The following is a 15,458-nucleotide window of genomic DNA, read 5'->3' as shown; positions in this document are numbered from 1 at the left end:
CCACGAGGCGGGCGTCAGTAGGATCATGCCGAGGGCGAGCAGCCCGCGATGCGAGGAGCGTGCAGGATGACCAGCGGCAGCGACAAGTACTGGTACAACCTCAAGACCGGTGAGGTCGAGAAGGGCTTCGAATCGCCCGCACCCGACCGCGCCGGCCCCTTCGACACTCCCGAGGAGGCGGCGAAGGCCCCCGAAGTGATCAAGGAGCGCGCCCGTGCGTGGGCGGCGGAGGAGGCGCGCGAGGACTCGTGGGGCGCCGACACGGTGTCAGGCGAGGGCAGCGACGACCAGTAGTCTGGCTTTCACCGCGGTCGTATTGACACCTCGGGCGATCCGGCACCGGAGAGGACGCGATGGACAAGCAGCGTGACTTCGTTCTGAGGACCATCGAAGAACGAGGCGTGAAGTTCGTACGACTGTGGTTCACAGACGTGATCGGCACGCTGAAGTCCGTCGCCATCGCCCCCGCGGAAGTGGAGGGCGCCTTCAGCGAGGGCCTCGGATTCGACGGCTCCGCCATCGAGGGCCTGACGCGCTCCTACGAGTCGGACCTCCTGGCGCACCCTGACCCGACCACGTTCCAGATCCTGCCCTGGCGGGGCGAGATCGATCCGACCGCGCGCATGTTCTGCGACATCACCACGCCCGATGGGCAGCCGGCCGTCGCCGACCCGCGCCATGTGCTCAAGCGCACCTTGGCGAAGGCCGCCGACGCGGGGTTCACGTTCTACACGCACCCCGAGATCGAGTTCTATCTGCTGAAGTCCTCGTCCTTCGGCACCGAGGGTCCCGAACCCGTCGACTCGGCCGGGTACTTCGACAACGTCCCCGGCGGCACCGCCCACGACTTCCGCCGCCGCTCGGTCCGCATGCTCGAAGACCTCGGCATCTCCGTGGAGTTCAGCCACCACGAGGGCGGTCCGGGCCAGAACGAGATCGACCTGCGCTACGCGGACGCCCTCACCACGGCCGACAACATCATGACATTCCGGACCGTCATCAAAGAGGTCGCGATCGAGCAGGGCGTCTACGCGACGTTCATGCCGAAGCCGATGACGGGCAAGCCCGGCAGCGGCATGCACACGCACATGTCCCTGTTCGAAGGGGACGTCAACGCGTTCTACGAAGAGGGCGCGCAGTACCAGCTGTCCAAGGTCGGCCGCCAGTTCATCGCCGGCCTGCTGCGCCACGCGAACGAGATCTCGGCCGTCACGAACCAGTTCGTCAACTCGTACAAGCGTTTGTGGGGCGGCGACGAGGCGCCCAGCTTCATCTGCTGGGGCCACAACAACCGCTCAGCCCTCGTGCGCGTGCCGCTGTACAAGCCCAGCAAGGGCCAGTCGTCGCGCGTCGAGTACCGCGCGCTCGACTCCGCCGCGAATCCCTACCTTTCGTTCGCGCTCATGCTGGCGGCGGGCCTCAAGGGCATCGAGAACGAATACGAGCTCCCGCTCGAGGCGGAGGACAACGTCTGGTCCCTGACGGATGCTGAGCGCCGGGCGCTCGGTTACGCCCCGCTGCCCGCCAGCCTCGACCACGCGCTGGAGTACATGGAGGAGTCCGAGCTCGTCGCCGAGACCCTCGGCGAGCAGGTCTTCAACTACGTGCTGCTCAACAAGCGCCGCGAGTGGCAGGAGTATCGCTCGCAGGTGACCCACTTCGAGCTCAAGAGCAACCTCGAGATGCTCTGAGACCGGCTGACGCATGTCCGCGAGCGACCGGCCGGCTTCCCTGACCCCGCTCGCCCGCCTGGGCTTCAGCCGTCTCACGGATGCGGAGGAGCTCCTCCACGAACTGTCGACCCTGCTCGAGACGACGCGCGACGCGCTGCTCGGTGGTGCAGCCCACGCGGCGGACCCTGACGAGGCGCTCAATGCGCTCGTACGCATCGCGCGTCGGGACGCCGCGTCCGTCCAGCGCGCCCGTGAACGGCCCGCGGCCTGGCAGGCGCTGTGGGCGCTGCTCGGCGCGTCGACCGGCTTCGGAGAGTTCTTCTTCCGGCACCCCGCAGAGGTCGACCAGCTCGCCGAAGCGGGGGGGCGACTGCCTACGCCGGAGGAGCTCCGCTCGGAGATGCTCGCGTCGATCGACGCCGTCGACGGGTTCGCCGCCGACGGCGGCGAGGGCGCCTGGGTCGCGCTGCGCGTGCGGTACCGCCGCATGCTCGCGCGCATCGCCGCGTACGACCTCTTGAGCCCCACGCCGGTCGACGAGGTGGAGGCCGTGTCGGCACGACTCGCGGATGCCGCGGGCGCGGCGCTCGAGGCATCCCTCGCGGTCGCCCGCACGCGAGTGTCAGGAGGCGCCGTCGGCGCGGGGCTGTTCCCGCGCGACCAGGTGGCGCGCGCGAAGCTCGCGATCATCGGCATGGGGAAGACCGGTGCGCGCGAGCTCAACTACGTCAGCGACGTGGATGTCATCTTCGTGGGCGGGGGCGACGACGACGCGATCGAGGAGCTCGGCGAGAGCCGCATCGTCGACATCGCGACACGACTGGCGGTTCAGACGATGCGCGGCATCTCGGGCGTTGAGATCGAGCCGCCGCTGTGGGAGGTCGACGCCAACCTGCGTCCGGAGGGCAAGCAGGGTGCGCTCGTGCGCACGCTCGACTCGCACCTGGCGTACTACGACCGCTGGGCGAAGAGCTGGGAGTTCCAGGCGCTGCTGAAGGCGCGGCCCATCGCGGGCGACGAGAACCTCGCGCAGGCGTACATTCAAGCGGTGCAGCCGAAGGTGTGGACGAGTGCCGCCCGTGAGAACTTCGTCGACAGCGTGCAGCGCATGCGCGAGCGCGTCACCGAGCACATCCCGCCCGCCGACGTGCCGTATCAGCTCAAGCTCGGACCAGGCGGCATCCGCGACATCGAGTTCACCGTCCAGCTCCTGCAGCTCGTGCACGGCCTGTCGGACGATCGCATCCGTCAGCGGGGCACGCTCGCGGCGCTGGACGCGCTCGTCGTCGAGGGGTATATCGGCCGTGCCGAGGCATCCGCCTTCTCGCGGGACTATCGCGTCCTGAGGCTGCTCGAGCACCGCGTGCAGCTGCGCCAGCTGCGCCGCACGCACCTGATGCCGTCGCGACCAGAGGAGCTTCGCGTCCTCGCGCGCGCGACGGGCCTCGCCGACACCGGTGACGGGATCTGGCAGCTGTGGGAATCCGTCAAGCGCGAGGTGCGCGACATCCATGTCCGGCTCTTCTATCGCCCGCTGCTGTCGGCGGTGGCCGCGCTGCCGGCCGACGAGCGCGTGCTGTCGACCGAGCAGGCTCACGACCGTCTCGCGGCGATCGGCTTCGCCGACCCCGCGGGCGCGCTGCGCCACATCGCCGCGCTCACCAGCGGCTTGAGCAGGAAGGCGACGATCCAGCGGCACCTGATGCCCGTCATGATCCGCTGGTTCGCGGACGGCGTCGATCCGGATTACGGCCTCCTGGCCTTCCGTCGGCTCAGCGAGCGGCTCGGAGACACCCACTGGTTCCTGCGCATGCTGCGGGACTCCTCAGGTGCCGCCGAAAGCCTCTCCCGAGTGCTGTCCGGCTCTCGCTACGTGGGGGAGCTCATCGAGTGGATCCCCGAGTCGGCCGCGTGGTTGGACGACCCGGAGCTGCTGCGTCCGCGTTCGGGAGCGGCACTGCAGCAGGAGGCACGGGCGATCCAGACCCGGCATGACACCACCATCGACGCGATGCGCTCGGTGCGGGCGCTGCGACGCCGCGAGCAGCTGCGCATCGCGATGGGAGCGATCCTCGGAAGCGTGACGATCGAGGAGGTCGCCGACGCCCTCACGACGATCACCGAGGTCACGATCCAGGCGACCCTGCGGGCGGTGCGCCGTGAGGTCGTGCCCGCCGAGGACGCGGCCCTCGACTTCTCGGTCATCGCCATGGGACGCTTCGGCGGCGCGGAGCTCGGGTTCGGCTCCGACGCCGACGTCATGTACGTCTATCGGCCCAACGGCGTCGACCCGCAGCGCGCCCACGAGCTCGCCCTGAAGCTCGTCGCCGCGCTGCGCACCCACTCCGAGGACCACCGCGTCCCGCTCGAGCTCGACGCGGACCTGCGCCCGGAGGGCCGCAACGGCCCGCTCGCCCGCTCGCTCGAGGCGTACGAGGAGTACTACCGCCGATGGGCACTGTCGTGGGAGGCGCAGGCGCTGCTGCGGGCGCGCGGCGTCGCCGGGAGCGTCAAGCTCATCGGCGATTTCATGAAGCTCGCCGATCGAGTGCGCTACCCCGAGACGGTCGACCTCGCCGCCACGCGGGAGATCAAGCGCATCAAGGCCCGTGTCGAGAGCGAGCGGCTGCCGCAGGGAGTCGACCCGTCACGACATCTCAAGCTCGGCCCCGGCTCGCTCAGCGACGTCGAGTGGCTCGTCCAGCTGCTGCAGCTGCAGCACGCCCACGCGGTACCCGAGATGCGCACGACATCCACGCTGGGGGCGCTGCGCGCCGCCGAGAGCGCCGGACTAGTTCCCCCCAGCGCCGCGGACCGCCTCGCGGACGCCTGGCGGCTCGCGAGCCGTCTCCGCTCGGCCAACACGCTGCTGTCAGGGCAGACGAGCGACGTGCTCCCGGTCGACCGCAAGAAGCTCGACGGCATCGGACGGCTCCTCGAATATCCGCCGCGGTCAGCCACGCAGGTCGAAGAGGACTACCTCGGCACCACGCGTCGCGCACGTCGCGTGTTCGAGAAGCTCTTCTACGGCTGACACGGACGCTGCGACCCGCGCCCGCTCACGGACCCGGGCAGTGCGGGACGCCGTCGATGCGGTCGCCCTCCAACGGGGTGCCCGTGACGGCGGCGACCACGCGCACCGCGCGATCCCAGTACCGGGCGTAGTGATTCGGGTCGGCGTTGACCTGCGTGCGGTGCGCGACGAGGGTCGGCTCCACCGCAGCCCGGTCGGGTACGCGTGCCGCCATGGCTCGGTAGAACACCGTCGCGGCCGTGTACGGATCGAGGCGCGCTTCGCGCGTGCCCCAGGAGTCCTGCTGCTGGAACAGACCGATCGAGGTGGTGCGGGAGCCGTCCGGATTGGTGACGCCGCTCGTCTCCCAGTCGCCGTAGTCGATGTTGCGCAGCGATGATTCGCCCATCGCCGTCATCACCGCGATCGTCTGGTCTCTCGCATCGAATCCGAGGTCCCGGCCGGCGGCGAGGATCGTGCAGGCGTTCGTGAGCTGCTCGAAGCGATACCCGGCGACCGCGGGCTCGATCATCGGCGGCGGGACGGGCGCACGATCGTCCGGGGCGAGCGCGAGGTCGTCCGCCCACGACATCCGGAAGCTCCCCGCGAGGAGCGCCGCACCCACCAGGACGGCGGCGAACAGGATCACCGGAACGGCGATCGCCGCCGCGACTCCCCACCCGCGGCCACGCCGACGGGCGTGACGCCGCGGCCTGCGCCGGCGAGCCGCCGGCAATCGACGCGTGGTGCGCCGTCGTGCCGTTGCGGTGGTGCGGGTGGGCATCGTGTTCGCCTTCTGTCGGTACGGGCGCGAATGCGCTCGTTCAGCCTAGGCCGCGCCCCGGGTCGCGGCATCCTTCTCCCAGCGAACGCAGAAGCGGGCCCCGGTCTCCCGGGGCCCGCCTGCGGTGCTGGAACGTCAGACGCCGAAGTACAGTTCGTACTCGAACGGGTGCGGACGCGCGTTGAGCGGCTGGATCTCGTTCTCGATCTTGTACTCGATCCACGTCTCGATGAGCTCGGGCGTGAACACGCCGCCCTTGAGCAGGAACTCGTGGTCGGCGCGGAGCGCCTCGAGCGAGTCGAGCAGCGAGTTCGGCACCTGCGGGATGTTCTTCGCCTCCTCGGGGGGAAGTTCGTACAGGTCCTTGTCGACCGGCTCGTGCGGCTCGATGCGGTTCTGGATGCCGTCGAGGCCCGCCATGAGCTGCGCGGCGAAGGCGAGGTACGGGTTGCCCGAGGCGTCCGGCGCACGGAACTCGATGCGCTTGGCCTTGGGGTTGGAGCCCGTGATCGGGATGCGGATGGCCGCCGAGCGGTTGCCGGCCGAGTACACCAGGTTGACCGGAGCCTCGTAGCCCTTCACGAGACGCTTGTACGAGTTGAGCGTCGGGTTGGTGAAGGCCAGCAGCGCCGGCGCGTGCGCCAGGATGCCGCCGATGTACCAGCGCGCCACGTCGGAGAGCTGCGCGTAGCCCTTCTCGTCATAGAAGAGCGGCTTGCCGTCGAGCCACAGGGACTGGTGCGTGTGCATGCCCGAGCCGTTGTCGCCGAAGAGCGGCTTGGGCATGAAGGTCGCGACCTTGCCCCACTCGTTCGCCACGTTCTTGACGATGTACTTGAACTTCAGGATGTCGTCGGCCGCGTGCACCATCGTGTCGAAGCGGTAGTTGATCTCCTGCTGGCCACCGGTGCCCACCTCGTGGTGCGCGCGCTCGAGCTGCAGACCCGACTCGATGAGGTGGAGGCTGATGTCGTCACGCAGGTCGGCCGTCTTGTCGACGGGGGAGACCGGGAAGTACCCGCCCTTGTACGGGGTCTTGTTGGCGAGGTTGCCGCCCTCTTCGGCGCGGCCGGTGTTCCAGGCGCCCTCTTCGGAGTCGACCGAGTAGAAGCTGGAGTTCTGCTTCACTTCGTAGCGGACGTCGTCGAAGATGTAGAACTCGGCCTCGGGCGCGAAGAAGGCGGTGTCGGCGATGCCGGTCGAGGCGAGGTACTTCTCTGCCTTCTTGGCGACCTGGCGCGGGTCCTTCGAGTAGATCTCGCCGTTGCGCGGGTTGTAGATGTCGAAGACCATGACGAGCGTCTTCGCCTCACGGAACGGGTCGAGGTACGCCGTCGACACGTCCGGGATCAGCTGCATGTCCGATTCGTGGATGTTCGCGAAGCCTCGGATGGAGGAGCCGTCGAACAGCTGGCCGACCGTGAAGAACTCTTCGTCGACGGTGGAGGCCGGGATGTTGAAGTGCTGCTGTACGCCAGGAAGATCCGTGAAACGGATGTCGAGGAACTTGACGTCCTCGTCCTTGATGAACTTCAGCACCTCGGATGAATCTTTGAACATGAAGACTCCAGAGGTAGGGCATTCGGATCGGCCCGTACGGGCCGGGCACTTTGGCAAGGTACCCGCAGGGCATTGCCCTCCAGTATCACTTGTGTTTCAGGGATGTTACGGAGACCTGGGTACGCTGGGGAAGTGACGCAGAGCACCCAGGACTACCCCGGCGAACGCCTCGGACTGCCCCGCGAGGGCACCGGATCCATCGGCCGTCTGGGCCGCCGCGTGGGCGCTCTCTTCCTCGATTACGGCGCCGCGTACCTCATCTCGGGGTTCTTCGGATGGGACCCTCTGGCGATCCTCGCGATCTTCGCCGCCATCCAGATCGTGTTCCTGCCGACGCTGCAGGGGAGCCCCGGTCACCGGATCTTCGGTCTGCGCCTCGTGCGCCTCGACGGCACGTGGGTGGGCCTGTGGCGTCCCGTGATCCGCACCGCCCTCCTGATCCTGGCGATCCCTGCGGTCATCTGGGACGCTGACCAGCGGGGCCTTCACGACAAGGCCGTAGGCACGGTGCTCATCCGCTCCTGAAACGAGAGAACCCGGCCGGCATCTCCGCCGGACCGGGTTCGTGCACGTGCGCTCAGCGAGGACGCGGCGCACGGACCTTCGTGGGGTCGATGCCCTTCGGGATCGGCAGTGACGTGAGCGACTGCGAGACCGACTCGACGCGCTTGATGACCGCGGCCATCGTCGCCCGGTCGATCTTCGTAGGCAGCGCCTTGATGGTCGGCGCCAGCTTGGAGATCGGCGTTTCGCCCTCGCCGTGCCCCACGTACAGCACCGTCAGGGGAACGCCGGAAGCGACGCGCTGCACCTTGGAGCGCTCGTCGTTCACGAGCCGGGTGAGGCGGCCGCGGGCACCCTCGCCGACGATCACGACGCCGCCGCGACCGATCGCGCGGTAGACGGCCTCCTGAGTCTTGGGATTGATCCCCACCGGCATCTCGCTGGCCTGCCACTTGCGGCCCAGCGACGTCGAGAGGACGTGACCGGTGGCACCCGGCATCCCGTCGATCTTCTTGTACATCGCCCGCGTCGACAGACGCGTCATCGTCATCATCGACGCGAGGACGCCCAGCATGAGGCCGGTGACACCCCACAGGATGACGCTCCAGACGGCGACCGGCGGGATGAGGAAACCGATGCCGACGCCCACGGCGGTGCCGAGGAGGAGTATGCCGATCAGCAGGTACGGCAGCCAGCGGAACTCCTTCTGCGTGAAGGTGTAGAGGGTGCGGATCTGGGAGAAGAATCCCGGGCCCTTCTCGGGGGCGGAACTGCGCGCGGCCATAGCTTCCAGCGTACCTTTTCGCGGGCTCCTCCTCGGCTCCTCCCCAGCCGAGGAGGCACGGCATTCATCCACAGACGTCGCCGGGGCGGGACGGCCCGGGAGGACGGCGCCGCACACTGGCGACATGACGACCGCCGATGGCACGCTCAGGAGCCCCTACCGCGCCATCCGCGCGGTGCGGGCGCGGGATGACTGCCCGTGGCCGGGCACGCTTGTGCGCACCGCCCGGGGCGACGCGTGGGTGCTCGTCGACGCCGCCGTTCTCGGCCCGCAGTGGAGAGGGTGGGAAGCCGCGCCCGACGGCCACGTACTGACTCCGGTCGACGTCGTGCGACGCGTCGACGGACACGATGTCGTGCTGCCGGTGTGCCCCGAGCGCCTCGAAGACTTCGTGCGCCGACGTGCCGCGCGGATGCCGCTCAGCCTGGGTGAGGCCGTCACGCTGGGAGTGAGTGTGCTGCGCGGCTGCGCGCAGATCGCGAACGCGCCCGATGCTGAGGGCGACTGGTGGCTCGACGACGCCGGACGGCCTGTGCTGGCGACGGATGCCTCTGCCCGGCGCGCGTTCGAAGCGTCAGCGGGCGTCCTCGAGCAGGTGAGTGTCGACCCTCCGGCGCACCGCACGTGGCAGACCGTGCTGCGCGCCGTCACCGCCGAGCGCATCTCGGTCCACGAGCTGGAGGCGGTCGAGGAGGCGCTGTTCGCCCTGGCCGACGCGGAGCCGCTCAGCACGGTCAGCCTCAGCCCCCGGAGCGCCACCGATGCCGTTGCTCGTGCGCATGAGGAGACGCGCGTGGCCGACGTGACACACGAGCCCGCACCGCGTTCGATGTGGCAGACGCTCGTCGCCGGCGTGGACGACGAACTCGCGGACTCCGTGTCGCGCGCGACGACAGCGATGTGGCGGCGACTGCGACGCACGGGGGACGGGGCGAAGACCGGAACGCGACGCACGCCGTGGCTTGTCGGCGGAGCCGTCGCGGCGGCCGTCCTCGCCGGCGGCGCGCTATGGCCGACCGCGAGCGGGGTAGCAACCGACGACCGAGCGAGCGCTGCGCCGACCGCGCCACCCCAGCCCGCAGCATCCGTTCCGGCCGCTTCCGCCCCACGGGCGACATCGACTGGCGGCGCGCCGGCGGGGGAGTCCGCCGACCTCGCTCGGATCACGGGAGAGCTGCTGGACGCACGGAACGCCTGCGTCGGACACGACGACGCCTGCCTCACGGACGTGACCGTGGAGGCCACGCCGCTGGCCGGCGGCGCCATCGACCTGCCTGCCGCGGGGCGCACCGTGACGCTCCTGGATGACTTCGGCGACATCGCGGTGCTCCGGGTGGATGCGAGCGACGCGTCCATCCCGTCGCAGATGGTCGTGATCCTGCGCGCAGACGAGAAATGGCTGCTGCGCGACGTCTCCGACGTCGCGCAGCAGCCATAGAAGCGGGAACCGCCCCCGATCAGATCCCCAGGTTGCCCTCGAACGCGGCGGCCTCCAGGCGCGTCTTCACGGCACCGAGGAAGCGCGCAGCGTCCGCACCGTCGATGACGCGGTGGTCGTACGACAGCGCGAGGTAGACGTACGAGCGCACCGAGATCGCGTCTTTGCCGTCGACCGTCACGACCCCGGGACGCTTGACGACCACGCCGGTGCCGAGGATCGCGGTCTGGGGCAGGAAGACGACGGGGGTGTCGAACAGCGCGCCGCGCGAACCGGTGTTGGTCAGTGTGAACGTGCCGCCCGCGAGCTCGTCGGGCTTCAGCTTGTTGTCGCGGGTGCGCGCGGCGAGGTCGGCGATCTCATGCGCGATCTGGGCGAGATGCTTGCCCGCCGCGTCACGGAGCACCGGAGTCAGGAGCCCGCGCTCGGTGTCGACCGCGATGGAGAGGTTCTCGCTCGCCGGGTAGACGATCTGATCGCCGTCCACCGTCGAGTTCACGACGGGGTACGCCTGGAGCGCCTCGGCGGCGGCCAGTGCGAAGAACGGCAGGAACGACAGCTTGTCGCCCGTCTTCGCCAGGAAGTCGTTCTTCACCCTGTCGCGGAAGGTCGCGAGCTTCGTGACGTCCACCTCGACAACCGAGGTCAGCTGCGCCGTCGACTGCATCGACTCCACGGCCCGCGCGGCGAGCACCTTGCGCAGACGCGACATCGGCTGCGTGGTGCCGCGCAGCGGCGACACCTCGAGCGGCGCGGGAGCGGGCGCAGCGGCAGCGGCAGCCGCGGCAGGAGCGGACGCTGCGGCCTCCGCCGCCTTGAGCACGTCCTCCTTGCGGATGCGACCGCCGACGCCGGTGCCCTTCACCGAACCGAGGTCGACGCCCTGCTGCTGGGCGAGGCGACGAACGAGCGGCGTGACGTAGGTGATCCCGTCCTCCTCGGCGACAAGCGCCGGAGCAGCGGGCGCAGGGGCCGCGGCGGGAGCAGGAGCGGCGGCCGGGGTCGGGGCGGCCGCGGGAGCGGGAGCCGGGGCAGGAGCGGCCGCGGGAGCGGCGGCCGGGGCAGGAGCCGGTGCAGCGGCCGGAGCCGGAGCCTCAGCGGCCGGTGCCTGAGCAGGCGCTGCGGCGGCGGCCACCGCGCCGGCCTCCCCGATGCGGGCGAGCGGCGAGCCAACGGCGGCGGTCTCGTCTTCGGCGACCAGGATCTCGGTAAGCACGCCGGCGAACGGCGACGGGATCTCGGTGTCGACCTTGTCGGTCGAGATCTCGAGGAGCGGCTCGTCGACGGCGACCTCCTCGCCGATCTGCTTGAGCCAGCGGGTGACGGTGCCCTCCGTGACGCTCTCCCCGAGCTCGGGCAGGACGACATCCTTGCCTCCGCCTGCGGACGCGGCGGGCTGCGCGGCAGCGGCTGCCGGCGCGGCCTCCGCCGGGGCTGCCGGAGCCTCCGCGGGCGCCGCAGGGGCGGCTTCAGCGGGCGCGGCCTGCGCCTCGGCGGCCTCGGGAGCCGGGGCGGCGGCGGGGGTTCCGGAGCCGTCACCGATCTTCGCCAGCACGGCGCCGACCTCGACGGTCTCGTCCTCCTGCACGAGGATCTCCTCGATCACGCCGCTGACCGGCGAAGGGATCTCGGTGTCCACCTTGTCCGTGGAGATCTCGAGCAGGCCCTCGTCCGCCTGGACCGTGTCGCCGACGTTCTTGAGCCAGCGGGTGACCGTTCCCTCGGTCACGCTCTCGCCGAGAGCGGGGAGGACCACGGATGTGCTCATGAGGATGTCTCCTTCTGAAGAAATATCGGATCTAGCTTAGTGATGGGGCGCGCCCCGGAGGGTCACAGCGCGTGCAGCGGCTTGCCCGCCAGAGCGAGGAACGCCTCGCCGAGCGCTTCGGACTGGGTCGGGTGCGCGTGGATGAACGGCGCGATGTCTTCGGGGTGGGCTTCCCAGCCGACGACGAGCTGTCCCTCGGTGATGAGTTCGCCGACGCGGTCGCCGATCAGGTGGACGCCGAGGACCGGGCCGTCCTTGGCGCGCACGACCTTGACGATGCCGCTCGTGCCGAGGATCTCGCTCTTGCCGTTGCCTGCGAGGTTGTACTCGTAGGAGACGACGTCGTCCGCGCCGTGCGCGGCGGCGGCCTGCGCCTCTGTGAGGCCCACGGACGCGACCTCCGGGTGGCTGTACGTGACCTTGGGGATGTGGGCGTCGGGGATCACGACGGGCGACAGACCCGCGATCTCCTCGGCGACGAAGATGCCCTGCTGGAATCCGCGGTGGGCGAGTTGGGGGCCGGGGACGATGTCACCCACCGCCCACACGTGGTCGACCCCGGTGCGCAGCCGCTCGTCGGTGATGACGAAGCCGCGATCGATCGTCACACCGGCGTCCTCGTAGCCGAGGCCCGCGGTCGCCGGCCCGCGCCCGACGGCGACGAGCAGGTAGTCCGCGGTGAAGGTCTTGCCGTCCTCGAGCGTCACCGTCACCGCGTCCGCGGTCTGCGACGCACTCTGGAACCGCACCCCGAGGGAGTACGGGATGCCGCGGCGTCGGAACGCGCGCTCGAGGCCCTTGCTGAGCGCGACGTCTTCGTTGGGCACGAGGTGGTCGAGTGCCTCGACGATGGTGACCTCGGCGCCGAACGAGCGCCAGACGCTCGCGAACTCGACGCCGATGACCCCGCCGCCCAGGATGACGACGCTGCCGGGGATCTCGTCGAGCTCGAGGGCGTGCTCGCTGGTGAGGATTCGACCGCCGATCTCCAGCCCGGGCAGCGTCCGGCTGTACGAGCCCGTGGCCAGCACGACGTCGGTGCCGCGATAGAGGTCGTCGCCGACGCGCACGGCGGGACCCGCCTCGAGGCGGCCCTCTCCGCTCACGACGGTGATGCCGCGGGCCTTGACCAGGCCCTCGAGTCCCTTGTACTTCTTCGCGACGATGCCTTCGCGGTAGGCGCGGACGCCCGCCGGGTCGATGCCGTCGAACGTCGCGCGGATGCCGATGGCCGCAGCATCCCGTGCCGTGTCGGCCACCTCGGCAGCATGCAGCAGCGCCTTCGTCGGGATGCACCCGCGGTGCAGGCACGTGCCTCCCACCTTGTCCTTCTCCACAAGGGCCACGGTCTTGCCGAGTTCCGCGGCGCGGAGTGCGGCCGCGTAGCCGCCGCTTCCACCGCCGAGTACGACGAGATCGAAGGAGTGGTCGGTCATCGTGCCTCCTCATCGAGGTCAGCCAGGACGAAGCGGATCAGGCTGCGCACGGTGGCGGCAGTCGGTCCCTTGTCGGTGAAGCCGTACGGCGCACCCTTGTGAGTCCCGCTTCCGGCGATGTCGAGATGCACCCAGGGGATTCGGGGCGCATCCGTCTCGTCGGCGGTGCGGCCGACGAAGTGGCGCAGGAACAGTCCTGCGAACAGCGAGCCGCCGGCTGGGTCGCCGATCTTGGCGTTCTGCAGGTCGGCGATCGGGGAGTCGAGCTCCTCGACCATGTGGGCGGGGAGGGGCAGCTGCCATGCGGGCTCGCCGGTCTCGCCAGCCGCGGCGAGGTAGGCGGCCACGGCGTCGTCGTCTCCCATCACGCCGGTGTGACGCGTGCCGAGGGCGATGAGGATCGCACCGGTGAGCGTTGCGACATCGACGATCACGTCGGGCTTCTCCCGGCTGGCCGCGACCAGTCCGTCGGCGAGCACGAGGCGGCCCTCGGCGTCGGTGTTGAGCACCTCGACGGTCGTGCCGTCGAGCAGGCGCAGCACGTCGCCGGGGCGCGTGGCGCGGCCCGAGGGCATGTTGTCGGCGACGCAGAGCCACGCCGTCACTTTGACAGGAGCGCCGACGGACGCCGCGGCCCGCAGCACGCCGAGCACGGTTGCGGCGCCCGCCATGTCGTACTTCATCCCCACCATCGACGCGGCCGGTTTCAGCGACAGGCCACCGGTATCGAACGTGATGCCCTTGCCCACCAGCGCCACGTGCCTGGCGGCGCCCTCGGGCGCGTACTCGAGGCGGATGAGGCGCGGCGGGCGATCCGAGCCCTGCCCCACGCCGAGGATCCCACCGAAGCCCTGCTCGCGCAGCGCCTCCTCATCGAGGACCTCGACCGTGACCGGCAGGTCTGCGACGGACTCGGTGGCACGCGCGGCGACATCCGCGGGCCCGAGCCATTCCGCCGGGGTGTTCACGAGGTCCTTGACGAGGGCGACGGATGCTGCGGTCTCCACGATCAGCCTGAGCGCGACGTGGTCCGGCTCGGCGGTGCCGTGCACGACCACGCGCTGCGCGCGAGGCTTCGGCGCCTCGGTCTTGTACCCCTCGAAGCGGTAGCCGCCGAGCGCGGCGCCCTCCGCGGCCGCCGTCCACAGCGACGGATCGGCGAAGGGCGCGGCGACGGCGACCGTCGCGAACCCGGTGATGGCGCGGACAGCCGCGCCGACCGCATCGCGCAGGGCCGCAGCATCCGGAGCCGAACCGGTCCCCACGACAGCCAGCGGAACCGTCGTCGCATCGGGCACGTGGACCCGCACCCAGGCGCCTACGGCACCGGTGAAGCCCACTCCCGACAGCGCCTCGGCCAGTCCGGGCCAGTCCGAGAGATCGGGGCTTCCATCGGCGTCGAGCGGGGGGAGCGCGAGGAGGAGAAGGTCGGCGTCGGACTCTCGGACGGGTGCAGTGCGGTACTCGAGGTCGGGGAGCGACATGGTCTCCATCCTAGGGACGACGACTGTTCGCTCTGAGCGCGACCGTCACGACCCGAGCTCCGCGGACGGCTCGTAGCATGGGGGCATGCCTTTTCCCGGCCCGCTGTTCGAACGTGCGGCGTCAGCGCCGCCCGTGCCGCGCGGGTTGCCGCTGGTGATCGCCCTCACCGGGTTCACCGATGCCGGCAGCGCCGTGAGCCGAGTGATCGACTACTTCCGCGACGAGCTCTCGCCGACGCCCCTCGCGGTGTTCTCCAACGACACGCTGCTGGACTACCGCGCACGCCGCCCGATCGTGTCGTTCGAGAAGGACCACCTCACCGACTACCGCCCGTCCCGTCTGGAGCTGTCGTTCGCCCACGACGCGCTCGGGCAGCCGTTCCTGCTGCTGGCAGGCTACGAGCCGGACTTCGCCTGGGATGCCTTCACCGAGGCGATCCTGGAATTCACAGAGCTGTACGGCGTGTCGACGGTGACGTGGGTCCATGCGATCCCGATGCCCGTGCCTCACACGCGCCCGATCGGCACGACGGTGAGCGGAACCCGGTCGGAACTGACCGAGGCGCACTCGGTGTGGCAGCCCCACACGCAGGTGCCGGCGACGGCGGGTCACCTGCTCGAGTACCGGCTCGCCGCCGCGGGCGTGCGCGTCGCGGGCTTCGTGCTGCTGATCCCGCACTATCTCGGCGACACCGAGTACCCCGCCGCCGCTCTGGCGGCTCTCGACAGCCTCACCGTCGCGACAGGACTCGTCTTCGCGGGCGACGAGCTGCGCGAGGAGAACCGCGAGTATCTCGAGAAGGTCACCGAGCAGATCGAGGGCAGCGACGAGCTCGCGCGCATGGTGCAGGGCCTCGAGGAGCGCTACGACGCCTACATGGCCGGATCCACTCTCGCGACCCCGATGATCCACACGGGCGACCTGCCCAGTGCCGACGAGCTGGCGGCCGAACTCGAGCGGTTCCTGGCAACGCGGCCGGCGGAGGACGACAAGCGCGGCTCCTGATCGCGCCG

Annotated in this window: 12 protein-coding genes; 6 read left to right on the top strand and 6 right to left on the bottom strand. The window is 70.1% G+C overall.

The features are described 5' to 3' along the window. Window positions 1–66 precede the first annotated feature (66 nt). The 3 genes from MRBLWH3_RS12585 to MRBLWH3_RS12575 are packed head-to-tail and all read left to right on the top strand — an operon-like array spanning window position 67 to window position 4,707. A complete protein-coding gene (locus MRBLWH3_RS12585; protein WP_363432397.1) occupies window positions 67–294 on the top strand; it encodes an SPOR domain-containing protein in 228 nt (75 codons plus the stop codon). 59 nt (window positions 295–353) lie between these two features. Beyond that, window positions 354–1,691: a type I glutamate--ammonia ligase gene (gene glnA / locus MRBLWH3_RS12580; RefSeq protein WP_363432394.1), complete on the top strand. Its 1,338-nt coding sequence runs from the start codon at window positions 354–356 to the stop codon at window positions 1,689–1,691. Window positions 1,692–1,704: 13 nt separating this feature from the next. Continuing rightward, window positions 1,705–4,707, top strand: coding sequence for a bifunctional [glutamine synthetase] adenylyltransferase/[glutamine synthetase]-adenylyl-L-tyrosine phosphorylase (locus tag MRBLWH3_RS12575; RefSeq protein WP_363432391.1), 3,003 nt, complete (start codon window positions 1,705–1,707; stop codon window positions 4,705–4,707). A gap of 25 nt (window positions 4,708–4,732) precedes the next feature. Here MRBLWH3_RS12575 and MRBLWH3_RS12570 read toward each other — a convergent pair whose 3' ends face one another. Beyond that, entirely contained in the window at window positions 4,733–5,470 is a 738-nt protein-coding gene (locus MRBLWH3_RS12570; RefSeq protein ID WP_363432388.1) for a peptidase M23, read from the bottom strand. 135 nt (window positions 5,471–5,605) lie between these two features. Continuing rightward, window positions 5,606–7,030, bottom strand: coding sequence for a type I glutamate--ammonia ligase (glnA, locus tag MRBLWH3_RS12565; protein WP_363432385.1), 1,425 nt, complete (start codon window positions 7,028–7,030; stop codon window positions 5,606–5,608). A 132-nt stretch (window positions 7,031–7,162) separates the two neighbouring features. On the opposite strand from glnA (MRBLWH3_RS12565), the gene MRBLWH3_RS12560 reads away from it, so the two are divergent. Then, the gene (locus tag MRBLWH3_RS12560) at window positions 7,163–7,555 is read left to right on the top strand and encodes an RDD family protein (RefSeq protein WP_363432382.1); all 393 of its coding nucleotides are present in this window, start codon (window positions 7,163–7,165) and stop codon (window positions 7,553–7,555) included. A gap of 52 nt (window positions 7,556–7,607) precedes the next feature. Here MRBLWH3_RS12560 and MRBLWH3_RS12555 read toward each other — a convergent pair whose 3' ends face one another. Next, complete coding sequence (locus MRBLWH3_RS12555) at window positions 7,608–8,318, bottom strand: DUF4191 domain-containing protein (RefSeq protein WP_363432380.1); 711 nt, start codon at window positions 8,316–8,318, stop codon at window positions 7,608–7,610. Between the two features lie 124 nt (window positions 8,319–8,442). On the opposite strand from MRBLWH3_RS12555, the gene MRBLWH3_RS12550 reads away from it, so the two are divergent. Beyond that, window positions 8,443–9,756: a hypothetical protein gene (locus MRBLWH3_RS12550; protein WP_363432377.1), complete on the top strand. Its 1,314-nt coding sequence runs from the start codon at window positions 8,443–8,445 to the stop codon at window positions 9,754–9,756. 19 nt (window positions 9,757–9,775) lie between these two features. Here the strand turns inward: MRBLWH3_RS12550 and sucB are convergent, their stop codons facing one another. From sucB to MRBLWH3_RS12535, 3 genes are all read right to left on the bottom strand, one after another. Continuing rightward, window positions 9,776–11,524 carry a 2-oxoglutarate dehydrogenase, E2 component, dihydrolipoamide succinyltransferase gene (gene sucB, locus MRBLWH3_RS12545; RefSeq protein ID WP_363432374.1) on the bottom strand — a complete coding sequence of 583 codons (1,749 nt, stop codon included), beginning with the start codon at window positions 11,522–11,524 and terminating at the stop codon, window positions 9,776–9,778. Between the two features lie 62 nt (window positions 11,525–11,586). Continuing rightward, window positions 11,587–12,960: a dihydrolipoyl dehydrogenase gene (gene lpdA, locus MRBLWH3_RS12540; protein WP_363432371.1), complete on the bottom strand. Its 1,374-nt coding sequence runs from the start codon at window positions 12,958–12,960 to the stop codon at window positions 11,587–11,589. Then, the gene (locus MRBLWH3_RS12535; protein ID WP_363432368.1) at window positions 12,957–14,444 is read right to left on the bottom strand and encodes a leucyl aminopeptidase; all 1,488 of its coding nucleotides are present in this window, start codon (window positions 14,442–14,444) and stop codon (window positions 12,957–12,959) included. The genes lpdA and MRBLWH3_RS12535 overlap by 4 nt, the downstream gene beginning before the upstream one ends. A gap of 85 nt (window positions 14,445–14,529) precedes the next feature. Here MRBLWH3_RS12535 and MRBLWH3_RS12530 point away from each other — a divergent pair, with 85 nt between their 5' ends. Continuing rightward, complete coding sequence (locus MRBLWH3_RS12530; protein WP_363432366.1) at window positions 14,530–15,450, top strand: proteasome assembly chaperone family protein; 921 nt, start codon at window positions 14,530–14,532, stop codon at window positions 15,448–15,450. The last annotated feature ends 8 nt before the right edge of the window (window positions 15,451–15,458 follow it).

Source organism: Microbacterium sp. LWH3-1.2, from assembly GCF_040675855.1.
In the GTDB taxonomy this organism is placed as follows: domain Bacteria; phylum Actinomycetota; class Actinomycetes; order Actinomycetales; family Microbacteriaceae; genus Microbacterium.
This window is presented reverse-complemented; position numbering and strand designations above follow the sequence as displayed.